The organism is Serratia sp. SM04 (assembly GCF_040280225.1).
GTDB classification, from domain to species: domain Bacteria; phylum Pseudomonadota; class Gammaproteobacteria; order Enterobacterales; family Enterobacteriaceae; genus Serratia; species Serratia sarumanii.
Genome location: NZ_JBEOQT010000022.1, coordinates 827813 through 850211, shown reverse-complemented (window position 1 = coordinate 850211; position 22399 = coordinate 827813). Strand labels below are relative to the sequence as shown.

The 22399-nt window shown below is 61.2% G+C and carries 22 protein-coding genes; 13 read left to right on the top strand and 9 right to left on the bottom strand.

Annotated elements, in window-relative coordinates; translation table 11 throughout:
• Positions 1–329 precede the first annotated feature (329 nt).
• From ABTW55_RS24660 to sapA, 6 genes are all read right to left on the bottom strand, one after another.
• Positions 330–1514, bottom strand: coding sequence for a peroxidase (locus ABTW55_RS24660; protein ID WP_041035297.1), 1185 nt, complete (start codon positions 1512–1514; stop codon positions 330–332).
• A 424-nt stretch (positions 1515–1938) separates the two neighbouring features.
• On the bottom strand, positions 1939–2751 hold the full coding sequence (gene sapF / locus ABTW55_RS24655; RefSeq protein ID WP_033648455.1) for a putrescine export ABC transporter ATP-binding protein SapF: 813 nt from the start codon (positions 2749–2751) through the stop codon (positions 1939–1941).
• A 1-nt stretch (position 2752) separates the two neighbouring features.
• On the bottom strand, positions 2753–3745 hold the full coding sequence (gene sapD / locus ABTW55_RS24650; protein ID WP_004930587.1) for a putrescine export ABC transporter ATP-binding protein SapD: 993 nt from the start codon (positions 3743–3745) through the stop codon (positions 2753–2755).
• Positions 3745–4635, bottom strand: coding sequence for a putrescine export ABC transporter permease SapC (gene sapC, locus ABTW55_RS24645; protein ID WP_004930580.1), 891 nt, complete (start codon positions 4633–4635; stop codon positions 3745–3747). Before sapC ends, sapD begins: the two co-directional genes overlap by 1 nt.
• A complete protein-coding gene (gene sapB / locus ABTW55_RS24640) occupies positions 4622–5587 on the bottom strand; it encodes a putrescine export ABC transporter permease SapB (RefSeq protein ID WP_004930575.1) in 966 nt (321 codons plus the stop codon). The genes sapC and sapB overlap by 14 nt, the downstream gene beginning before the upstream one ends.
• Positions 5584–7233: an ABC transporter substrate-binding protein SapA gene (gene sapA, locus ABTW55_RS24635; protein WP_060421246.1), complete on the bottom strand. Its 1650-nt coding sequence runs from the start codon at positions 7231–7233 to the stop codon at positions 5584–5586. The genes sapB and sapA overlap by 4 nt, the downstream gene beginning before the upstream one ends.
• 204 nt (positions 7234–7437) lie before the next feature.
• Between sapA and folE2 the strand changes: the two genes are divergently transcribed.
• Genes folE2 through zigA form a run of 3 tightly spaced genes read left to right on the top strand, consistent with a single transcriptional unit; the run spans position 7438 to position 10112 of the window.
• Positions 7438–8364, top strand: coding sequence for a GTP cyclohydrolase FolE2 (gene folE2, locus ABTW55_RS24630; RefSeq protein WP_041035291.1), 927 nt, complete (start codon positions 7438–7440; stop codon positions 8362–8364).
• A complete protein-coding gene (locus ABTW55_RS24625) occupies positions 8354–8914 on the top strand; it encodes a carbonate dehydratase (RefSeq protein ID WP_048321636.1) in 561 nt (186 codons plus the stop codon). The genes folE2 and ABTW55_RS24625 overlap by 11 nt, the downstream gene beginning before the upstream one ends.
• Before the next feature lie 10 nt (positions 8915–8924).
• Positions 8925–10112, top strand: a complete 1188-nt coding sequence (gene zigA / locus ABTW55_RS24620; protein WP_060421243.1) for a zinc metallochaperone GTPase ZigA — start codon at positions 8925–8927, stop codon at positions 10110–10112.
• A 193-nt stretch (positions 10113–10305) separates the two neighbouring features.
• Here zigA and pspF read toward each other — a convergent pair whose 3' ends face one another.
• Positions 10306–11313: a phage shock protein operon transcriptional activator gene (pspF, locus tag ABTW55_RS24615; protein WP_049196666.1), complete on the bottom strand. Its 1008-nt coding sequence runs from the start codon at positions 11311–11313 to the stop codon at positions 10306–10308.
• Between the two features lie 184 nt (positions 11314–11497).
• Here pspF and pspA point away from each other — a divergent pair, with 184 nt between their 5' ends.
• The 7 genes from pspA (at position 11498) to tyrR (ending at position 17497) form a co-directional block, all read left to right on the top strand.
• Positions 11498–12163, top strand: a complete 666-nt coding sequence (gene pspA / locus ABTW55_RS24610) for a phage shock protein PspA (RefSeq protein WP_033634686.1) — start codon at positions 11498–11500, stop codon at positions 12161–12163.
• A 63-nt stretch (positions 12164–12226) separates the two neighbouring features.
• Positions 12227–12454 carry an envelope stress response membrane protein PspB gene (gene pspB / locus ABTW55_RS24605; RefSeq protein ID WP_004930553.1) on the top strand — a complete coding sequence of 76 codons (228 nt, stop codon included), beginning with the start codon at positions 12227–12229 and terminating at the stop codon, positions 12452–12454.
• The gene (pspC, locus tag ABTW55_RS24600; RefSeq protein ID WP_033643233.1) at positions 12454–12813 is read left to right on the top strand and encodes an envelope stress response membrane protein PspC; all 360 of its coding nucleotides are present in this window, start codon (positions 12454–12456) and stop codon (positions 12811–12813) included. The genes pspB and pspC overlap by 1 nt, the downstream gene beginning before the upstream one ends.
• 97 nt (positions 12814–12910) lie before the next feature.
• Positions 12911–13177 carry a phage shock protein PspD gene (gene pspD, locus ABTW55_RS24595; RefSeq protein WP_031299672.1) on the top strand — a complete coding sequence of 89 codons (267 nt, stop codon included), beginning with the start codon at positions 12911–12913 and terminating at the stop codon, positions 13175–13177.
• Complete coding sequence (locus tag ABTW55_RS24590) at positions 13158–14555, top strand: YcjX family protein (protein ID WP_033653054.1); 1398 nt, start codon at positions 13158–13160, stop codon at positions 14553–14555. Before pspD ends, ABTW55_RS24590 begins: the two co-directional genes overlap by 20 nt.
• Entirely contained in the window at positions 14552–15613 is a 1062-nt protein-coding gene (locus ABTW55_RS24585; protein WP_060421240.1) for a YcjF family protein, read from the top strand. The genes ABTW55_RS24590 and ABTW55_RS24585 overlap by 4 nt, the downstream gene beginning before the upstream one ends.
• Before the next feature lie 312 nt (positions 15614–15925).
• Entirely contained in the window at positions 15926–17497 is a 1572-nt protein-coding gene (tyrR, locus tag ABTW55_RS24580; RefSeq protein ID WP_033648446.1) for a transcriptional regulator TyrR, read from the top strand.
• Between the two features lie 57 nt (positions 17498–17554).
• Here the strand turns inward: tyrR and tpx are convergent, their stop codons facing one another.
• Complete coding sequence (gene tpx, locus ABTW55_RS24575; protein ID WP_049234351.1) at positions 17555–18058, bottom strand: thiol peroxidase; 504 nt, start codon at positions 18056–18058, stop codon at positions 17555–17557.
• Between the two features lie 225 nt (positions 18059–18283).
• Here tpx and ycjG point away from each other — a divergent pair, with 225 nt between their 5' ends.
• Positions 18284–19258 carry an L-Ala-D/L-Glu epimerase gene (gene ycjG, locus ABTW55_RS24570; RefSeq protein ID WP_049234352.1) on the top strand — a complete coding sequence of 325 codons (975 nt, stop codon included), beginning with the start codon at positions 18284–18286 and terminating at the stop codon, positions 19256–19258.
• Between the two features lie 3 nt (positions 19259–19261).
• Here ycjG and mpaA read toward each other — a convergent pair whose 3' ends face one another.
• Entirely contained in the window at positions 19262–19969 is a 708-nt protein-coding gene (mpaA, locus tag ABTW55_RS24565; RefSeq protein ID WP_033648445.1) for a murein tripeptide amidase MpaA, read from the bottom strand.
• Between the two features lie 206 nt (positions 19970–20175).
• Between mpaA and ABTW55_RS24560 the strand changes: the two genes are divergently transcribed.
• Positions 20176–20526, top strand: a complete 351-nt coding sequence (locus ABTW55_RS24560; RefSeq protein ID WP_015378006.1) for a hypothetical protein — start codon at positions 20176–20178, stop codon at positions 20524–20526.
• Positions 20527–20684: 158 nt separating this feature from the next.
• Complete coding sequence (locus ABTW55_RS24555; protein ID WP_060421237.1) at positions 20685–22319, top strand: ABC transporter substrate-binding protein; 1635 nt, start codon at positions 20685–20687, stop codon at positions 22317–22319.
• Positions 22320–22399: the final 80 nt, after the last annotated feature.

Sequence of the window (22399 nt, the reverse complement as noted above, 5' to 3'; positions counted from 1 at the left end):
AAACTAAACAGCAAGGCCACCACTGCTGAAAAGTTAGAGGCGTTAATGTGTTCCTCTATTAATTAGCAGGGTTAAAACCTTGTTTTACTGCTTCTGCGATGAGAACGGTTACATAATTGAGCGAGGGCGCAATCTTTCTATTGCTTTGTTTGCAGACATAATTTTGACGAGTCGTTATTTTCGCGAACGGCAGGAAAAAACGAATCATAATTCTGACAAATATTATTTTTTCGGATTTATACTTTATCAGTTCATCTTTTGCTGAAGTTTTTAGCCAAAATAGACCAAAGAGAGTTAACGGCGAAATTAGCCGTCAACTCAGTGATAGGTCATTGCGCCGGCTGTGCCGGCTCCGCATCGCCCAGCGTTTGGCGCAGGCGGTTTTCCCAGGCGTAGAGCGCGGCGGTGAGGATCACTTCCAGCGCCTGCGCCTGATTCAGGCCGCTGTTGAACAACGGCTGCACGCTCTGCGGGGTGAATTTCTCCGGAGCGCGCGTCAGCTCGGCGGCGGTGTGGATCACTGCGCGTTTGACGGCATCCTCGGTAAAAGCCAGCCCCTGAGGCAGCCCGGCGAACAGCGCCTGGGCCAGCCCGTCGTCCTGTAGCTCTTGCGCCACCGTAGCCGCGCAGTAGCGGCTGCCGTTGATGCGCGAGACCACCAGAGTCGCCAGCGCTTTCAATCGGCTCGATAACCCATATCCTTCGGCATTGATGCCGTTAAACACGCCGTTACGCTCGCGCAGCGCGGCGGCATCATGCGCCAACAGCAAATAATAAGATTCGGCGCGCGCCTGAGGGTGGCTCTGATCCAGCACGTCAAGCTGTTCGGCGGCGGCGGCTTCCGTGTCGATTGTCGGCAGACGCGCAGTCCAGCTCAACTCGTCGGCGCTGAAAGCGACGCCATCGGCGTCTTCGACGTTCGGGAAGCCGGGCACCACCACCGCCGGGCGGCCGGCTAACGCCGCCACACCCGCTACTACGCGCGCCTGATAGCTGACAAAACCGATCGTCTGAGAGAAGGTTACGATATCCGCCGGGCTCAGCCCGACGTCGCCAAGCTGTTGCAGCGCCCTGCGGCAAATCAGCGTGGGCTGGCTGGCGAGCTGGCGGGCATATTGGGTGATCTGGGCGAGACGGATATTGCTTTCCCGGGAGGCGTCCGGGCTGTGCAGCGGGGCGAGGCGGGCGGCGTAGTGGCTACAAAGCGATTGCACGCCCGTCACCTGAGCGACGGTCAACGCGGTGCTGAGGCGATCGTAGGGTGACAATGTCACGTATCGTGACAGCGACACCTGATCGGGAAACAGCGCGTGGTAACCGGCCAGCGAGGCGTTGAATACCCCGGCGCGGGCGCTGAGCGCAGCATTTAGCGCTTCGTCGGCGAAGGCGCCCAGCCCCAGCAGAAAACGATCGCGCAGGGTGGCCGCCTGCGGCTCCAGCGGCGCATCGCCCCGTACGCTGCTTTGGGTTTCGTGATACCACTGGGCATTATGTTGTCGACGGAGTCGTTCCATAGGGTCAATCCTTAATCGTGATCAACAGCCAACGCTGCGTACGGCAGCGGCGGCTGGACAAAGAGGCAACATGCCCGCTGGCGGGGCGAAAGGCGGATTCAGCGCAGTTCATCGCAGCACAGCGCGTGGCCGTAAACAGAGAAACCGGCGGCCAGCGTAAGCAGAAACTGCGAGAGGCGGCGATGGCGAAGGCTGTTCATCAGTGCGATATCCTGTCGTATGAGAGGCTCAACGTAGGGGATATCCTCACCGATCGCCCTGGCGAGATAAAATAATGTTACGGACTAATCAATAACTGAAAGGAATAAAATATAAGGATATATAACAAGAATGTAATTTGTATGTGCGCTTTCTTGCTAAACGGCAGGCGCGTGCGGCAATAAAAAACCCGCCGCAGCGGGTTTGTTGCAGGCCAGGACGGGGCTCAAAAACGGCCGCCGTCGCGCCGCCAGGCGTCGGCGGTCAGCGCCTCGCCGAAATGGCTGGCGATAAGGCGCTTGGTCAATTCGTGCAGCGGCGCCGCCAACACCTCGGCGGTGCTGCCGCGTTCGACGATTTCCCCTTCGTGCATCACCAGCACCTGGTCGCTGATATGCTTCATCATGCCGAGGTGCTGAGTGACGTAGATATAGGAAATACCATGTTTTTCCTGCAGTTCCAGCATCAGGTTGATGATTTGCGAGCGCATCGACATGTCCAGCGAGGCCAGCGCCTCATCGGCGACGATCACCTTCGGCTGCAGGATCAGCGCGCGCGCCAATGCGACGCGCTGTTTCTGCCCGGAAGCCAGCATGTGCGGATAGTAGTAGGCGTGATCCGGCAACATGCCGACCTGGCGCAGCGTCTGGTTGATGCGCTGCTCGCGTTCGGCGGGTTCCAGACTGGTGTTCAGCCGCAGCGGCGCGTCCAGCAACTGGCCGATGCGCTGGCGTGGGTTGAGCGAGGTGCTCGGATCCTGAAAAATCATGCGAATGCGCTGGCTGCGGTAGCGATAATCGCCGAATTCCAGCGGATGATCGTCGATCAGCAGTTCGCCGGCGGTCGGTTCCACCATGCCGGAGAGCATCTTCGCCAACGTGGATTTGCCGGAGCCGTTCTCGCCGATCACCGCCAGCGTCTGGCCTTCGCGCAGGGTAAAGCTGACGGATTTCACCGCCTCGACGTGCTGACGGCGGAACAGCCCGGTGCGGTAGCGGTAGGTTTTGCTCAGGTTGCGCACTTCCAACAGCGTTTCCATGTTATTGCTCCTCCATGTTCAGCGGGAAGTGGCAGGCGAAGAAGTGGTTTTTGACCGGGCGCAGGCGCGGCGTTTCGATGCACTTCTTCTGCGCGTAAGGGCAGCGCGGCCCCAGACGGCAGCCGATCGGCAGGTGTTCCAGCGAAGGAATGGCGCCCGGCAGCGTGTTCAACCGGCTCTTGTGCGGCAGCGAGCGGCCAAAATCCGGCATGGCGCGGATCAGCGCCTGGGTGTAAGGGTGGTGCGGCGCCGCCAACAGCTCTTCGCACTGGGCGCTTTCCACCGTTTGCCCGCAGTACAGCACGTTCACCCGGTCGGCCCACTTGCTCATCATCTGCAAATCATGGCTGATCAGCAGGATGGTGGTGTTGTTGTTCTGATTGAGGCGCGCCAACAGGCGGAAAATCTGCGCCTGGGTGGTCGGCTCCATGGCGTTGGTTGGCTCATCGGCGATCAGCAGGCGCGGCTGGTTGGCCAGCGCGATGGCGATCATCACTTTCTGACACTCGCCTTCGGTCAGCTCGTACGGGAAGCTGCCCATGATGTCGTCGTGATCCTTGATGCCGACGCGGTGTAGCAATTCGATGGCGCGGCGTTTGCGCCAGTTGAAGCGCTGCCACCAGTGGCCTTTATAAGTCCAGCCCGGGATCGCCTGCGCCAGCTGGCGGCCGATGCTCTCGGAAGGATCGAGACAGGACTGCGGCTCCTGGAAAATCATCGAGACGTTGTGGCCCACCAGCCTGCGCCGCTCGCGCGGGCTCAGCTGCAGCAGATCGATGTCGTCGAAGCGGAAACGGTCGGCGGTGACGCGCCAGTTGTCTTTGGTTACGCCGCAGATGGCCTTGGCGATCAAGCTCTTGCCGGAGCCCGATTCACCCACCAGGCCGCGCACCTCGCCCTCGGTCAGCGTCATGCTGACGCGATCGACCGCCTTGACCGGCCCTTCGGCGGTCATAAATTCAATCGTCAGATTGCGGATATCGAGTAACGGCATTATTCCACCCCGGCATTGATTGCGCGGCGCATACCGTCGCCTAACAGGTTAACCAGCAGCACGCTGACGAGGATGGCCGCGCCGGGCAGCATCACCGTCCAGGGGGCGACGTACACCAGCTCGAGCGAGTCGCCGAGCATCGCTCCCCATTCCGGCGAAGGCAGCTGCGCGCCGAGATCGAGGAAGCCGAGCGCGGCGATGTCCAAAATGGCCATCGACAGCGCGCGGGTGAACTCGGTCACCAGCACCGCGGCGATGTTCGGCATGACGGCGTACCACAGGATCTGCAGCGTGGAAGCGCCGTCGAGCCGCGCCGCCACCACGTACTCTTTCTCCAGCTCGTCGTGCACCGCGCTGTAGATGGTGCGCACCATGCGCGGCAGCAAGGCGAGCCACACCGCCAGCATGGCGTGTTCAAGTTTGGGGCCGATAAACGCCACCACCACAATCGCCAGCAGCAGCGAGGGAATGGACAGCAGGGTATCGAGGATGTGGTTGAGCACCGCCGAGCGCAGCCCGTGGGTGACGCCGGCGAACACGCCGAGGATCACTCCGCAGAACGCCGCGGCCAGCGTTACCGCCAGCGCCGAGCCGAAGGTGGCGGCAGTGCCGGTCAACAGGCGGCTGAGGATGTCGCGCCCGAGATCGTCGGTGCCGAGAAAGAACGACACGTTGCCGTAGCGCGACCAGGACGGCGGCAGCAGCTGATAGCCGAGGAACTGCTGATCCAGCGCGTAGGGCGCCAGCAGGCTGCCGAACAGCGACAGCAGCAGCAGGGCGATCACCCCGTAAAAACCGATCATCGCCAGCGCGTCGCCGTAGAAAATCCGCCAGGTGTAGCGCAGCGGGCTCGGCATTTTTTTCTCGCGGTATACGTTATCGAAGGGCATACCATTCCTTATGTTTCAGCGGGTTGGTTGCCGCACCCAGAATATCGGCCAGGACGTTAATGGTGATCACCAGCGTGCCGACCACCATGACACCGGCGGAGATCGCCGCATAGTCCTGCTGGCGAATGGCGTTGATCAGCCAGCGGCCGAGGCCCGGCCAGCTGAACACCACTTCGGTGATCATCGCCAGCGTGAGCATGGTGGAGAACTGCAGCCCCAGCTTGGGCACGATCGGCGGCAGCGCGTTGTGCAACACGTGGCGGCGAATGATGGTGAAGCGCGACAGACCGCGGGTGGCGGCGGCCTTGATGTAGTTTTGGCTCAGCACGTCGTCGGTGCTGATGCGCATCAGGCGCACCACTTCGGTGGTGGGCGCCACCGCCAGCGCGGCGATCGGCAGGATCATGTGGCGCAGGGCGCTGCCGATCATCTCGGCGCGGTACGGCGAGTCCGACAGCCAGGCGTCAATCAGCGCGAAACCGGTGATCGGCTTCACCTGATACAGCAGGTCGAAACGGCCGGAAACCGGCAGCCAGCCCAGGTGCAGCGAGAAGAACAGCATCAGCAGCAGCGCCAGCCAGAACACCGGCATCGAAAAGCCTAGCAGCGCGAAGGTGCTGATGGCGGTGTCCTGCCACTTGCCGCGCAGCACGCCGGCGATGATGCCCAGCGGAATGCCGATAAACAGTGCCAGGGCGAAGGCCAGCAGGCACAGTTCCATGGTGGCCGGGAACACTTCACGCAGCTGTTCGCTGATCGCCTGGCCGTTGATGCTGGAGACGCCGAAGTCCCAGTGCAGCAGGCTGACGAAGTAGAACTGATAGGCGTCCAGCAGGGCGGCGCCGTTCAGCGGCGCGCGCGGCGTGAAATAGCTCAGGCTGAAGCTGACCAGCGTCAGGAAGAACAGCGTGATCAGCAGCAGCAGAATGCGGCGCAGGGTAAAGATAATCACTTTTTCACCTCCGGCGCGGATTCACGGTACACCCCGGCGAACGAGGCGTTGCCGAACGGGCTCAGCACCAATCCCTTGATGTCGTAGCGGTAGGCCTGCAGCCGCAGGGAAGAGGCCAGCGGCAGCACCGGCAATTGCTGCTCGAGGATCTTCTGCGCCTTGCGGTAGTTGTCGATGCGCTGAGACAGCTGCTGCGACAGCAGCGCGTTCTGCAACACCTCGTCGAAGCCCGGGTCACACCAGTGAGCATAGTTGGTTTGCGAACGGATTGCCGCGCAGCTCAGCAGCGGCCGGAAGAAGCTGTCCGGGTCGTTGCTGTCGGTGGCCCAGCCGGTCAGGGTCAGATCGTGGTTCATCTCCATCAGGCGCGCCTCCTGGAAGCGGCCTTCCACCGGCACAATGGTGACGTTGATGCCCACCTGGCCGAGATCGGCCTGGATCAGTTCGGCGGTCTTCAGCGGGCTCGGGTTGTAAGACTGCGAGGCGGTCGGCACCCACAGCTTCAGGTTCAGCTGGCCGACGCCGGCCTGCCGCAGCATTTCGCGCGATTTGGCCGGATCGTACTCGGTGACGTGCGCGTCGTTGTCGTAGGCCCAGGAGGCGCGCGGCAGGATCGAGGCGGCGGTTTCCGCAGTGCCGTAATAGATCGATTGCATCAACCGCTGGTTGTTGATCGCCAGCGAGATCGCCTGGCGCACGTTGAGGTTGTCGAGCGGCGGCTTGCGGGTGTTGAACGCCAGATAGGCGATGTTCATCCCCGGGCGCAGCGTCAGGCGCAGGCGCGGATCGTCGCGCAGGATAGACAGCTGGCTCGCCGCCGGATAGGCCAGCACGTCGCACTCGCCGGTCAGCAGTTTGGAGAGGCGGCCGGTGCCGCCGGCGCCCAGATCGATCACCACCTGCGGCATGCGCGGCAGGCCTTTCCAGTAGGTGGCGTTGCGCGCCAGGCGAATATATTGCCCCGAGCGGTATTCGTTGAGCAGGAACGGGCCGCTGCCGACCGGTTCGCGGTCGATCAGCTCCTGATGGCCTTCGCGCGTCAGCGTGTCGGCGTACTCGGCGGACAGCACCGGCGCGTAGTGGGTCGCCAGGTGCCACAGGAACGAGGCGTCCGGCGACTGCAGGCGGATCTCCACCGTGTAGTCGTCGAGCTTTCTCACGCTCTGCACCGAATCGCCGAACTGCAGGCTGTCGAAATAGGGGTATTCGCCGCCGTTGACGTCGTGATACGGGTGTTTTTGGTCAAATACGCGCGCGAAGCTGAACACCACGTCGTCGGCGTTCATCTTGCGGGTGGGCGTGAACCAGGCGGTGGTCTGGAACGGCACGTCCTTGCGCAGATGGAAGCGGTAGGTGGCGCCGTTGTCCAGCACTTCCCAGCTTTGCGCCAACTCGGGGATCAGCCGGTAGGTGTAGGGATCGACATCCAGCAGGCGATCGTACAGCTGGGCGGCCAGGGTATCCACCGTCAGGCCGCTGCTGGCCATTTGCGGGTTGAAGGTATTCAGTATGCCGCTGACGCAATAGACAAAGCCGCTCTGGCGAATGTCCGGCAGCGGCGCCGCGGCGGGCGCGGGCGGTGTTGTTGTGGCCAGGGCGGAGCCGGTAAAGCACAACGACACTATCCAAAGGGGTAAACCACGCATAGAGGCTCATGGGTTAATCAGCAATAGCGTTAGTGTATCGCACTCTGACCGGCAGCCCAATCCATTGAGCAAAATCACTGAGTTTTCTGCGACTTGATTAATCAGGTCGTTCGCGATCGTGAAAAAAATCTTATTTGATATGTTATAACATAACAAAATCATGATACCGTTCCCCGGCAAAGTCACAATAACGCAAGGGGATGTATGAACGAAGTTGCACTTCCACCACGCCGTTCGCTGCCGGACGCTCAGGCATGGCGCGGCGAAATGAGTGATGTCGGGCTCGATTGGGTCGGGATGCAAGGGATCGCGCTGCCGCTGGAGCTGGCCGGCAAGCCACTGATGGCCAAGGTCGACGCCGGCATCAACCTGCGCGCCGAAGCGGCGGGCGAACGCGGCATTCACATGTCGCGGCTGTATCTGGCGCTGGACGAATTGACGCAGGGCGAGCTGACGCCGCAGCGCCTCTGCCGAACGCTGCAGGCCTTTCTGGATTCGCAGCCGGAACACAGCGATCGCGCCAGCCTGACGCTCAGCGGCGAGCTGCTGCTGTCGCGCCCGGCGTTGCTGTCGCCGCAGCGCGGCTGGAAGGCTTACCCGCTGCGCATCGAGGCCACCCTGACGAACAGGCTGACGCTGGCGCTGACCGTCGGCGTGCCTTACTCCTCCACCTGTCCGAGTTCGGCGGCGCTCAGCCGCCAGCTGGCGCAGCAACAGTTTCAGTTTGATTTTGAACAGGCGGCGGAGCGGATCAGCCAACGGCAGGTGAGCGAGTGGCTGTTGGAGCAGGGAATGCCGGCCACCCCTCACAGCCAGCGCAGCTGGGCCTGGGTCACCGTGACGCCCGAGAATGAACGGGCGTTCGAACCGGTGAAATTGATCGACCGCATCGAACACGCGCTGGGCACGCCGGTACAAACGCTGGTGAAACGCCGCGACGAGCAAGCCTTCGCGCTGGCCAACGGTCAGAACCTGATGTTTTGCGAAGATGCGGCGCGCCGTCTGTATCGCATGCTGCGCAGCCAGTGTGACTACCGCGCCTTCTCGCTGCGCGTCGAGCATCAGGAGAGCCTGCATGCCCACAATGCGGTGGCGGAGCTGAGCTGGCGGGGAGAAAATCATGCTGCGTAAAAATCCCAGCGGCCACCTGCCGCAGGTCTCGCCGCTGGCCTACATCGATCCCACCGCTATTATCTGCGGCCGGGTGATAGTCGAAGATTTCGTCTACGTCGGCCCGTATGCGGTGATCCGCGCCGACGAGTTGAACGCCGCTGGCGACATGGAACCGATCGTCATCGGCTCGCACTCCAATATTCAGGACGGCGTGGTGATCCACTCCAAGAGCGGGGCGGCGGTCATCATTGGCCGTTACAGCTCGATCGCCCACCGCGCCATTGTCCACGGCCCGTGTCGCATCGACGATCGGGTGTTTATCGGTTTCAACAGCGTGCTGTTCAACTGCCACATCCAGTCCGGCTGCGTGGTGCGTTACAACGCGGTGGTGGACGGCGTGACGCTGCCGGAAAACCGCTATATCCCCTCGACCGAGCGCGTAGGGCCGGACAGCGACCTGTCGTGCTATCGCCAGGTCGATCGCGGCGCGCTGCAGTTTTCGGAAGAAGTGGCCGCCACCAACGTCGAGCTGGTGCGCGGCTATCAGGCATTACGCAATGAATTTTAATGAGGCTCCCATGAAACAACTTCCCGTGACCGTGCTTTCCGGCTTTCTCGGCGCCGGCAAGACTACGGTGCTGAACCACATCCTGAACAACCGGCAGGGCATGCGCGTGGCGGTGATCGTCAACGACATGAGCGAAGTGAACATCGACGCCGCGCTGGTGGAAAATGCGGTGCATCTCGATCGCCAGGAAGAGAAGCTGGTAGAGATGAGCAACGGCTGCATTTGCTGCACGCTGCGCGAAGACCTGCTGGTATCGGTGCGCGAGCTGGCGCAGGACGGGCGCTTCGATTATCTGTTGATCGAATCGAGCGGCATCTCCGAGCCGCTGCCGGTGGCGGAAACCTTTACCTTCGAGGATGAACAAGGGGAAAGCCTGTCGCAGTTCGCCCGGCTGGATACTCTGGTGACGGTGGTCGACGGGGTGAATTTCATTCAGCAGTACCAACGGGCGCAAAGCCTGCAGGAGGCCGGCCAAAGCCTGGGCGAGGACGATCTGCGCAGCGTGGCGGATCTGTTGATTGAGCAAATTGAATTTTGCGACGTGATGCTGGTCAGCAAGACCGATCTGTTGACGCCAGCCCAGCAGGGCGAAGTGATGGCGCTGTTGGCCAGCCTGAACCCCGATGCCCGCATTGTGCCGATCGCGCCGGGTAAGCTGCCGCTGGAGGCGGTGCTTAATACCGGCAGCTTCAGCTTTGAAAAGGCGCAGCAGGCGCCCGGCTGGCTGAAAGAGCTGCGCGGCGAACACGTGCCGGAAACGGAAAACTACGGCATCAGCAGCTTCGTCTATCAGGCGCGGCGGCCGTTTGCGCCTGACAAGTTTTACCGCGTGATCAACGGCGACTGGGGCGGCGGCAAGCTGCTGCGCTCGAAAGGCTTTTTCTGGCTGGCGACGCGGCCGCGGCAGGCCGGGCAGTGGAGCCAGGCCGGCGGCATCGCCCACTACGGCCTCGCGGGCACCTTTTGGCGCGCCATCCCGCAAGATAATTGGCCGCAGGATCCCGAAGCGCGGGCGCACATTCAGGAAAAATGGGTGGAGCCGTTCGGCGACATGCGCCAGGAGCTGGTGTTTATCGGCCAGCATCTGCAGCAGGCGGCGATCGTGCGTTTGCTGGACGAATGCCTGCTGAGCGACGATGAAATGGCCGCCGGCGTGGACTACTGGCTGGACATGGCTGACCCGTTCCCTGAGTGGTAATTGCGCAATCTTCGTGTGGAAATGAGAAAAATTCTCAACAAAGTGCTTTACAGACGATACTGATAACTATTATCATCGCCTGGCAGTTCACGGAAGGCCACAGTTTGCGGCTCTGATGTGGAAGGCACGACATTGCTCACATTGCTTCCAGTGTTTTTTAAGCCAGCTCGGGTGCTGGCTTTTTTTTTGCCTGTTATTCCTCGTCCGCTTCGCCGTTTTGCAGCAGCGCATGTTTTTTCAGCATGCCGCGCAGCTGATGATAGGTGAGCCCCAGCAGCTGCGCAGCCTTGCGCTGATTGAAACGCCCCTGCTGCAGCGCAGCTTCGATCAATACCTTCTCCTGCTCCAACTGCCAGTTTTTCAAATCCAGCGGCAGCGCCGGTAACGCGCCGACGCCTTCAGGAGCGGGCGCGACCGGCGCCGCCTCACGCGGCGCAAACGGGTTGATGATGATTTCGTCAAGCGGGCTGTCGCTGTCGCCGTGACGATAGACTGAACGTTCGACCACGTTTTTCAGTTCACGCACGTTGCCCGGCCAGCCATATTCGAGCAACGTTTGCCTGGCGCGTTCGGTAAAGCCGGGAAACAGCGGCAGCGCCAGTTCGCGGCACATTTGAATGGCGAAATGCTCGGCCAGCAGCATGATATCGGGCCGCCGTTGGCGCAGCGGCGGCAGCTGCACCACGTCGAACGCCAGCCGATCCAGCAGATCGGCGCGGAATTTGCCCGCCGCCGCCAGCGCCGGCAGATCGTCGTTGGTGGCGCACACCAGGCGCACATCCACCCGCAGCGGCTGGCTGCCGCCCACGCGCTCCAGTTGGCCGTATTCGATCACCCGCAGCAGCTTCTCCTGCACCAGCATCGGCGCGGTCGCCAGCTCATCGAGAAACAGCGTGCCGCCGTCGGCGCGCTCGAAGCGCCCCAGATGGCGCTTTTGGGCGCCGGTAAAGGCGCCGGCCTCGTGGCCGAACAGTTCGGAATCCAGCAGGTTTTCATTCAGCGCCGCGCAGTTGAGCGAGATGAACGGCCCTTGCCAGCGGTTGGAAAGGTAGTGCAGGCGGTGGGCGATCAGCTCCTTGCCGGTACCGCGCTCGCCGATCACCAGCACCGGTTTGTTCAGCTTTGCCACCTGGGAGACTTGCTCCAATACGTCGACAAAGGCGTTTGCCTCGCCCAACAAATTCTCTGGCTGCTCGTTCATGATGAAATTCGCCAATGTTTGGTGAAAATAATCACTCTACAGCAAGCACGCAGAGAGTCAAAAAATAATATCCATTATTTATCAATGATATAAAAGTTGGCACGGGTTTTGATTATATCTTCAGGCAAGCTGTACGACTTAACGCGGCGCTTCAGACGCCATCAGAACCAAGAGGAAGTGAATTATGGGTATTTTTTCTCGTTTTGCCGACATCGTGAACGCCAACATCAACACCCTGCTGGACAAGGCGGAAGATCCGCAGAAGCTGGTGCGGTTGATGATCCAAGAGATGGAAGACACGCTGGTTGAAGTTCGCTCTACGTCGGCGCGTGCGCTGGCGGAGAAAAAGCAGCTGCTGCGTCGCATTGAGCAGGGCGAAAGCCAGGTAGGCGACTGGCAGGAAAAAGCCGAACTGGCGCTGCGCAAAGATAAAGAAGATTTGGCCCGTGCGGCGCTGATCGAAAAACAAAAGGTGGCCGATCTGATCGCCACGCTGACGCAAGAAGTGGCGACCGTAGAAGAAACGCTGGCGCGCATGAAGAGCGAAATCGGCGAGCTGGAAAACAAGCTGACCGAAACCCGCGCGCGGCAGCAGGCGCTGGCGCTGCGTCATCAGGCCGCGTCTTCCTCCCGTGAAGTGCGCCGCCAGCTCGACAGCGGCAAGCTGGATGAAGCGATGGCGCGTTTCGAACAGTTCGAGCGCCGCATCGACCATATGGAAGCCGAAGCGGAAAGCATCAGCATCGGTAAAAAGAAGTCGCTGGACCAAGAGTTTGCCGAGCTGAAAGCCGACGACGCCATCAGTGAGCAGCTGGCGGCGCTGAAAGCCAAGATGAACCGCTCAGAGTAAGGCGAACCGCGGCCACACGTCGGAGGTGGCCGCCTATCCAGGACCCGATAAGAAGGAATAACAATGAGTGCTTTATTACTTGCCATTCCGCTGACAATTTTCGTGCTGTTTGTCGCGCCGATTTGGCTTTGGCTGCATTACAGCAATCGGCAACAGACCGGCATCCAGCTGAGTCAGCAAGAAATGCAGCGCCTGGCGCAGCTGGCGGAAGACGCCAAACGCATGCGTGAACGCATTCAGGCGCTGGAAGAGATCCTTGATGCGGAACACCCGAACTGGAGACAGTCCTGATGAGCATGACGCTGGGCAGTAAAAAGCTTTATCGCGTTCCCGAAGAAGGCATGGTGAAAGGCGTCTGCGCCGGGTTGGCCCACTATTTCGACGTGCCGGTGCGCCTGATCCGCGTGATGGTGGTGCTCTCGCTGTTCTTCGGGCTGTTTTTCTTCACGCTGGTGGCCTATATCGCGCTGGTGTTCGTGTTGGACGAAGCGCCGGCCAGCCGTTTCGAAGGCGAGCATCAGAAGACGCCGCGCCAGCTGCTCGATCAGCTGGAATATGAGTTGGGCAGCGGCGAGCAGCAGCTGCGTCAGGTCGAGCGCTACGTAACGTCCGATACCTTCGGCGTACAGAGCCGTTTCCGCAAGCTGTAACCCTTCTTGCGATGCCCGGCCTGCGCAGGCCGGGCATCTTCGCCGCCGTTATCCCGTTGAATGTAAAATTAATCGTCTTGTGCCGGAGGGCATTGTCATGAATAAAATCGATGTTGCGAACACCGCCAGAACGGGTGGATTTAAACGAGGAGCGGCGGCAATGTTGAAGACATTGGCTAAAGTCATCATCATAGCGTTATTGAACTATGGCCCGGCGGGCGCCGCCGGCTGGCTGTTGAAGACCGTCGGCCGCAAACCGGTGCGCTTCGTGCTGGCGCTGGTGCTGGAACCGCTGTTCCGTAAAGGCCTGAACAAGGCATTCGGGCGTTACGTCAAGGAGAGCAATGAAACGACTGCAAAATGAGTTAACCTCGCTGGTCAACCGCGGAATGGATCGCCATCTGCGCCTGGCGGTGACCGGCCTGAGCCGCAGCGGCAAAACCGCCTTTATCACCGCCTTCGTCAACCAACTGCTGCATGTGCACAGCGGCGCGCGCATGCCGCTGTTTTCACCGGCGCGCGAAGAGCGCCTGCTGGGCGTCAAACGCATCCCGCAGCGCGATCTCGGCATCCAGCGTTTCACCTATGACGAAGGGCTGGCGCAGCTTTACGGCACGCCGCCGGCCTGGCCGACGCCGACGCGCGGCGTCAGCGAAATCCGTTTGGCGCTGCGCTACCGCTCCAACGACTCGCTGCTGCGCCACTTTAAAGACACCTCCACGCTGTACCTGGAGATCGTCGATTATCCCGGAGAATGGTTGCTGGATCTGCCGATGCTCGAGCAGGACTACCTGGCCTGGTCGCGCCAGATGGCCGGGCTGCTGCAGGGCGAACGCGCAGAATGGGCCAAGCCCTGGCTTGAGTTGTGCAAAGCCTGCGATCCGCTGGCCCCGGCCGACGAAAACCGCCTGGCGGCGATCGCCCAGGCCTACACCGATTATCTGCTGCGCTGCAAAAGCGAAGGGCTGCACTTCATTCAGCCGGGGCGTTTCGTGCTGCCGGGCGACATGGCCGGCGCGCCGGCGCTGCAGTTTTTCCCGTGGCCCGACGTGGCCGCGATCGGCGAATCTAAGCTGGCGCAGGCCGACAAACACACCAACATCGGCATGTTGCGCGCTCGCTTCAACTACTATTGCCAGTCGATCGTCAAAAACTTCTACAAAGAACATTTCGTCCGTTTCGATCGGCAAATCGTGCTGGTCGACTGTCTACAGCCGCTCAACAGCGGCCCGCAGGCGTTCAACGACATGCGTCTGGCGCTGACCCAACTGATGCAGAGCTTCCATTACGGCAAGCGCACGCTGTTTCGCCGCTTGTTCTCGCCGACCATCGACAAACTGATGTTTGCCGCCACCAAGGCGGATCATATCACCGCCGATCAGCACGCCAATCTGGTGTCGTTGCTGCAACAGCTGGTGCAGGAGGCGTGGCAGAATGCGGCGTTCGAGGGCATCAGCATGGATTGCGTCGGCCTGGCCTCGGTGCAGGCGACCGAGAGCGGCATCGTCGATCATCAGGGGCAACGCATTCCGGCGCTGAAGGGCAACCGCCTCGGTGACGGCGCGCCGCTGACGGTGTTCCCCGGCGAAGTGCCCGCGCGCCTGCCGGGGCCGGCGTTCTGGCAGAGCCAGGGGTTCCACTTCGATGAATTTCGTCCACGCGCCATGAGCGTGGACAGTCCGTTGCCGCACATCCGTCTGGATGCGGTGATGGAATTTTTATTGGGAGACAAATTGCGATGAGCGAGCCGATCAAACCGCGTATCGATTTCGACGAGCCGCTGCAGCCGCCGCAGGAGCCGGCGTTGCGCGCCGGCTTCGCGTTCGATGCCGAACAGGCGGAAAGCTTTTTCCCGGCTGCGCCGGAGCTGCAGCAGGAAGAGGAAGAAGGGCGCGCCGAAGGCATCATTAACGCCGCGCTGAAACCGAAACGCAGCCTGTGGCGCAAAATGGTCACCGCCGGCCTGGCGCTGTTCGGCGTCAGCGTGGTGGCACAGGGCGTGCAGTGGGTGCATACCGCCTGGGTGCAGCAGGACTGGATCGCCATGGGCGGCGGCGTGGCCGGCGGCCTGATCGTGTTCGCCGGCGTCGGTTCGGTGGTCACCGAGTGGCGGCGTTTGTATCGGCTGCGCCAGCGCGCGGAAGAGCGCGACGTGGCGCGCGAGCTGTTGCACAGTCACGGGCTGGGCCAGGGGCGCGAATTCTGCGAGAAGCTGGCGCGTCAGGCCGGGCTGGATCAGGGGCATCCGGCGCTGCAGCGCTGGCAGGCCTCGCTGCATGAAACGCAAAACGATCGTGAAGTGGTGGAGCTGTACGCCAAACTGGTGCAGCCGGTGCTCGACAATCAGGCGCGGCGCGAAATCAGCCGCTCCGCCGCCGAATCGACGCTGATGATCGCCGTCAGCCCGTTGGCGCTGGTGGATATGGCGTTTATCGCCTGGCGCAACATCCGTTTGATCAACCGTATCGCCGCGCTGTACGGCATCGAGCTGGGCTACTTCAGCCGCATTCGTCTGTTCCGGCTGGTGCTGTTGAACATCGCCTTCGCCGGCGCTTCCGAACTGGTGCGTGAAGTGGGCATGGACTGGATGTCGCAGGATCTGGCAGCGCGGCTGTCGGCGCGCGCGGCGCAGGGCATCGGCGCCGGCTTGCTGACCGCGCGGCTGGGCATCAAGGCGATGGAACTGTGCCGCCCGCTGCCGTGGCTGGAAGGGGAAAAGCCGAAGCTTGGCGATTTCCGCAGCCAGCTGATCGGCCAGTTGAAAGACACGCTGAAAAAGAGCGACGGCAAGGCCAAATAATCCCGCACGGCGCTCTCAGGAGCGCCGCTTTCTCAACGGCGCCGACGCCGGACGTAATCGAGACTTGACGACAGTCGATCCCCCTGCGAGTGCGTGATAAATCTCTGCAAAATTAATTCTGGTTGTGATAACTCTCTGTTTGTAGTCTAAAATGACGCCGATGCTGTTATTCGCTTGCGTTTAAAATCAGCAACCACGGCAATAAATCAGAGTTCTGTCAACTTTTGCTGACAGATCGCTTCTACCGCCCGGTGCGAGGGAGTATCATCATCGTCAACGATCCCCGCACCTGCAGAGATAAGGCCAACACTGATGCGTTTGGAAGTATTTTGCGAAGACCGCCTCGGTCTCACTCGAGAATTACTCGATCTTTTGGTATCGCGCAGCATTGACTTACGTGGCATCGAGATCGATCCCATCGGCCGCATTTACCTCAATTTCTCCCAGCTGGAGTTCGATACTTTCCGCGCGCTGATGGCGGAGATCCGCCGCATCGCCGGCGTGACCGACGTGCGCACCGTCAGCTTTATGCCTTCCGAACGCGAGCACCGCGCGCTGCGCGCGCTGCTGGAATCGATGCCGGAACCGGTGTTCTCGATCGACATGAAGGGCAAGGTCGAACTGGCCAACCCGGCGGCGCAGGCGCTGTTCAGCCTGAACGAAGACAAGATCCGCAACCAGACCGCCGGGGCGCTGATCGGCGGCTATAACTTCAGCCGCTGGCTGGAGAGCGAGCATACGGCGCCGCACTCCGAGCGGGTGGTGATCCGCAGCCAGGACTTCCTGATGGACATCACGCCCATCTATCTGGAAGACGAACAGCAGCAGCCGGCCGCGGTCGGCGCGGTGGTGATGCTGAAGTCCACCGCGCGCATGGGCCGCCAACTGCAAAATCTGTCGGTGAACGACGATACCGAATTCGACCACATCGTGGCGGTAAGCGCCAAGATGCGTCACGTGCTGGAGCAGGCGCGCAAGCTGGCGATGCTCGATGCGCCGCTGCTGATCGTCGGCGATACCGGTACCGGCAAAGATATTCTGGCCCGCGCCTGCCATTTGCGCAGCCCGCGCGGCAAACAGCCGTTCCTGGCGCTGAACTGCGCCGCACTGCCGGATGACGTGGTGGAGAGCGAGCTGTTCGGCCATGCGCCGGGCGCTTATCCCAACGCGCTGGAAGGCAAGAAGGGCTTCTTCGAGCAGGCCAACGGCGGCTCGGTGCTGCTGGATGAGATCGGCGAAATGTCGCCGCGTATGCAGACCAAACTGCTGCGTTTCCTCAACGACGGCACCTTCCGCCGGGTCGGCGAAGAACATGAGGTGCACGTCGACGTGCGCGTGATCTGCGCCACCCAGAAAAACCTCACCGAGCTGGTGCAGCGCGGCGAATTCCGCGAAGATCTCTATTATCGCCTCAACGTGCTGACCATCACCATCCCGCCGCTGCGCGAACGTCCGCAGGACATCATGCCGCTGACCGAGCTGTTCGTGGCGCGCTTCGCCGATGAGCAGGGCGTGGCGCGGCCCAAACTGGCGAGCGATTTGGGCGGCTTCCTCAGCAAGTACGGCTGGCCGGGCAACGTGCGCCAGTTGAAAAACGCCATCTACCGCGCGCTGACGCAAACCGAAGGCTACGAACTGCGGCCGCAGGATATCGTGTTGCCGGAGTTCGAGGTGGAGATGTCGCTGGGCGACGAGGTGCTGGACGGCTCGCTGGACGACATCAGCAAGCGTTTCGAGCGCTCGGTGCTGACGCGTCTGTATCGCACCTATCCCAGCACCCGCAAGCTGGCGAAGCGCCTGGGCGTTTCCCACACCGCCATCGCCAACAAGCTGCGCGAGTATGGCCTGAGCAGCCGCAAAGGCGGCGCCGAGGGCGAAGAATAAGAAAGGCGCCTTGCGGCGCCTTTAATGGGTATCCAAAGCCGGCGTTCGCCGGCTTTATTATTTCAGCGCAGCCAGCGCCGCGTCGTAGTCCGGCTCGGTGGTGATTTCGTTCACCAGCTCGCTGTACAGCACGTTGTCCTGGCCATCCAGCACCACGACTGCACGCGCGGTCAGGCCCGCCAACGGGCCTTCGGCGATTTCGACGCCGTACGCCTGCTTGAAATCGGCGCCGCGCAGGGTGGACAGGGTGACCACGTTGCTCAGGCCTTCCGCGCCGCAGAAGCGAGACTGCGCGAACGGCAGATCGGCGGAGATGCACAGCACCACGGTGTTATCCAGGCCGCTGGCCAGCTGGTTGAATTTACGCACCGACGTCGCGCAGACGCCGGTATCGATGCTTGGGAAGATGTTCAGGACTTTGCGTTTACCCGCGAAGCTGCTCAGCGCTACGTCTGACAGGTCTTTGGCAACCAGTGAGAAGGCCTTGGCCTGTTCGCCCTGCTGTGGCAGTTTGCCCGCTACGCTGACCGGATTGCCTTGAAAATGTACTGTCTGAGTCATTGCTAGATTCCTTTTACAGGTGTTTATACAAAGGGTATGAACCTGATGAAACGGCGCACCGGCAACGGTATTTAACATCAGGTTCACACCCTGGCGCCAGTTTATGACAACCGGGGCGGATTGGATATCAAAGTTTGCTAAATAGTTGTATATATTAGGCTGTTCTATAAAACATCACCGGCGCATCAGCCTGGCTGAATGCGCAGTTTTCGCTCAGGAGCCGTTATGAGAGACATGCGTTTTTACCCGGAAGCCTGGCCGCTGCATACCGCCTTCGTGATTGCGCGCGGCAGCCGCACCGAAGCCCGGGTGGTGGTGGTCGAAATCGAACAGCAGGGCGTGCGCGGCACCGGTGAATGCACGCCGTACCCGCGTTACGGCGAGAGCGAGGAATCGGTGATGGCGCAGCTGGCAGAGATGGCGCCGGCGATCGCACAAGGCATAACCCGCGAGCAGCTGCTGGCGCAGATGCCGGCGGGCGCCGCCCGCAACGCGCTGGATTCGGCACTGTGGGATCTGGAGTGCCGCCTGCACGGGCAGAGCCTGTGGCAGCGCAGCGGCGTGGCGGCTCCGGCGCATATCCGTATGGCGCAGACCGTCAGCATCGGCACGCCGGAAGCGATGGCCTTCGCCGCGCGCGAACTGGAGCGGCAGGGTGCCACGCTGCTGAAGATCAAACTCGACGATCACTATATCAGCGAACGACTGGTGGCGATCCGCGCTGCGGTGCCGCAGGCGACGCTGATCGTCGACGCCAATGAGTCCTGGCAGGCGGAAGGGCTGGCGGCGCGCTGCCAGCTGCTGGCCGATCTCGGCGTGGCGATGCTGGAACAGCCGCTGCCGGCCGGTGACGACGCCGCGCTGGAGCACTTTATTCATCCGCTGCCGATCTGCGCCGATGAAAGCTGCCACACCCGCGCCGATCTGCCGCGGCTGGCGCAGCGCTATCAGATGATCAATATCAAACTGGACAAAACCGGCGGCTTGACCGAGGCGTTGGCGCTGGCGCAGGCCGCGCGCGAACAAGGGTTCGACATCATGCTCGGCTGCATGTTGTGCACGTCGCGGGCGATATCCGCCGCCTTGCCGCTGGCGCCGGCGGCGCGCTTCGTCGATCTGGACGGCCCGACCTGGCTGGCGCGTGACGTCGAGCCAGGCCTGGCGTTCGAATGCGGGGCGATCGTCGATATCGCCCCGTAAGGATTAATTCGGGTAGGTCAGCAGCTCGGTCATCGCGTCGATGTAGCGCTCGCTGGCGGCATCGGCGGAGATCGGCGGGAATTCGGCGGTGATGCACGGCAGCGACAGATCCGCGCACCAGCTGCCGAACGAACCGGGTGTTTCATAACCGACGCTGGTCACCAGCGGCAGTTCGAACTTGTGCGCCAGCCAAACGCCGAGCCGCGAGCTAGCGGGATCTTCGATGCATGCCAGCGGCTCATGGAACGATACCACCCAGTGGGGCTTCAGGCGATGGATCAGGTGACACAGCGCCTGGGTTTCCGGTTCGGAACCGGGGCGCCCGCCGGTGGAGAGCTTGACGTCGCGCACCGGCGCCGCGCTGTTCCAGCGGTAGACGGTGTCGCCGGAACGCCAGTTGGCGGCCGGGAAGTTGCGGTTCAGATCGACGCCGTTGGCATTGGCGCGCAGCCCAAGTTGGCAGCCGTCGGGGTTGACCGCCAGCACCACGTGGTGCCGCAGCCGCTCGGGGGCGATGCTGCGCAGCGCGCAGGACAGGGTCACGATGGCGGCGCTCTCATCGCCGTGGGTGCCGGCGATGATCAGCCCGGTCTGCGGGCCGCTGCTCGCCGCCGGGAAATAGAGCAGCGGCGCGCCCAGCAGCGAGCTGCCGTAGTTCTCTCCTGCGATGGCCAACTGGCCACGTTCACTGCGTGGTCGATGTTCGGTCATGGTGTTGTCCCTGGATTAAAGGTCGAGAGTCATTGTCATTTTATTCAGTGTATTACGCTTTGAGACATCTTTCCCATCGCAATTGTGCGGCGTTTGCGCGATCTGTGACGCGGCGGCGGCGAAAACGCCAATTAAACCGCACCTGGCCTGACGCTGTTGTTATACTAACGGCAGTGCTAAGCCAATCACCCGCAAGAGGATTTAACATGCCAGTAGCCAGAATCATCGCCAGCTATAGCGAAAATGAAAATGACACCATCACGCTGCTGTGCGGCGTGGACGCTGAAAACCAGATCCGCCAGGGGGAGTGGTTCGGCGTGGTGAAAAACGACGACGGGCGCGGGGATGAATCGAACTATCCGTTCACCCTGCATATCGATTACCAGAAAGATGCCTTCTACCTCGATTACGGCTACGACGACGCCGACGCGCGCCAGCTGCAAAAAACCGATATTTCGGCCCGTCCGCTGGCCGAGAAAGGCTTTTTCACCGTGTTCGATGAAGAAGAAGGCGAAGAGTTCAGCTACCGCATCAACAGCATCCACCTGTACGACTGACGGTCGCCGCTGCAAACACCGCCCGTGCCGCCCCGCGCCGCACGGGTTTTTTATCGCCTGAATCGCACTTTTTGCAACTTCTCGGCCGTGAGCGCTAGGCCGGACGGATCTTGTGCTATATGATAAAAAATTCAGATGGTTAACGGGGGAACATCATAATGACGGGAAGAAAAATGCAACGAGGTTTTCGTTTGGCGCTTTGCGCGGCGGCGATCGGCGCCTGTATGAGCAGCGCCATGGCGGCGCAGGTTCCCCCGGGCACCGCGCTGGCGGCCAAACAGGAAATCGTGCGCCACATTAAAGACGAACCGGCCTCGCTCGATCCGATCAAAGCGGTTGGCCTGCCGGAGGCCCAGCTGGCGCGCGATCTGTTTGAAGGGCTGGTCAATCAGGACGCCAACGGGAAAGTGATCCCCGGCGTGGCCACGCGCTGGCAGACCAGCGACAACCAGACTTACATTTTCCATCTGCGTAAAGACGCGCGGTGGTCAAACGGCGACCCTGTCACGGCGAAGGATTTCGTCTACAGCTGGCAGCGGCTGGTAGAGCCGAAAAACCTGTCGCCGTTCGCCTGGTTCGCGCAGCTGGCGGGGATCCAGAACGCCGAACAGATCATCAGCGGCAAATTGCCGGCCGATCGCTTGGGCGTGTCGGCGCCGGACGACTACACGCTAAAAGTGCAGCTGGACAAACCGGTGCCTTATTTCGTCAGCCTGACGGCCAACTTCAGCCTGTTCCCGGTGAATCAGGCAGTGGTGGAAAAATACGGCAACGACTGGACCAAGGTCGGCAATCTGGTGGGCAACGGCGCGTTCAAACTGCAGGAGCGGGTGGTGAACGAGAAGCTGGTGCTGACGCCTAACGACCATTACTGGGATCATGCGCGTACCGTGCTGACCAAAGTGACCTTCGTGCCGATCAACCAGGAATCCAACGCCACCAAGCGTTACCTGGCGGGTGATATCGACATCACCGAATCCTTCCCGAAAAACATGTATCAGAAGCTGCTGAAAGACATTCCGGGGCAGGTGTATACGCCGGATCAGCTCGGCACCTATTACTACGCGTTCAACACCCAGCGCGCGCCGACCAACGACGTGCGGGTGCGCCAGGCCTTGTCCTATGCCATCGATCGCAAGATTATTGCCGAAAAAGTGCTGGGCACCGGCGAAAAACCGGCCTATCACTTCACGCCGGACGTGACAGCCGGGTTTAAACCGGAAGTGAGCTTGCTGCAACAGCAATCGCAGGCGGAGTTGGACGCGCAGGCCAAGGCGTTGCTGCAGGCGGCCGGTTACGGCCCGAACAACCCGCTGAAGCTGACGCTGCTGTATAACACCTCGGAAAGCCACCAGAAGATCGCCATCGCCGTGGCCTCGATGTGGAAGAAGAAGCTGGGGATTGACGTCAAGCTGCAGAACCAGGAATGGAAAACCTACATCGACAGCCGCAACACCGGCAATTTCGACGTGATCCGCGCCTCCTGGGTAGGTGACTATAACGAAGCGTCGACCTTCCTGTCGCTGCTGACCTCGACCCACAGCGGCAACATCGCCAAGTTCAAGAACGCGGACTATGACAAGCTGCTGGCGCAGGCGGGGCGGGAAACCAATCCGGCGGCGGTGACCGCCGATTACAACAAGATGGAGCAGATCATTGCCGATCAGGCGCCGATCGCGCCGATTTACCAGTACACCAACGGCCGCCTGATCAAGCCGTGGGTAAAAGGCTACCCGATCACCAATCCGGAAGACGTGGCCTACAGCCAGACGATGTATATCATCAAACACTGAGTCGCTTTAATTATCGCCCTCGCTTGATGCGGGGGCTTTATTTTTTTCGACGATGAAACTAAGAAGATAATTAATTATTT